The organism is Yinghuangia sp. YIM S09857 (assembly GCF_051388915.1).
In the GTDB taxonomy this organism is placed as follows: Bacteria; Actinomycetota; Actinomycetes; order Streptomycetales; family Streptomycetaceae; genus Yinghuangia.
This window is the reverse complement of the sequence record NZ_JBPKBH010000009.1, coordinates 303,693-303,962: the sequence shown is the minus strand read 5'-3', so window position 1 is coordinate 303,962 and position 270 is coordinate 303,693. Positions and strand designations below refer to the sequence as shown.

Here is a 270-nt window from a genome sequence, read left to right as displayed (position 1 = left end):
CGCTCGCCGGGCGCGTCGTCTTCGACGACGAGATCGACACGGCCCGCCTCGCGGCGGGCACGCGGGTGCAGCGCATCCTCGACGCCGCGCAGGAGCAGGGGCTCGTACGCAAGGACATCGCGTTCGGCGACATCACGTTCATGGTGATCCGCCTGACGCGGCCGCTGCCGGCGATCGCCAAGCTCTTCACCAACGACACCATGGCGCACCGGCACCTCGACATCTACCTCGACGGCCTGCGCGCCGGCGGCGACGGCGCGCGCGCCGAAC

The 270-nt window shown here is 72.2% G+C and carries 1 pseudogene; it reads left to right on the top strand.

Annotated features, from left to right (window positions below):
• Positions 1–270 (top strand): annotated as a pseudogene (locus tag ACRX5S_RS21555) (TetR/AcrR family transcriptional regulator); the annotation flags it as partial.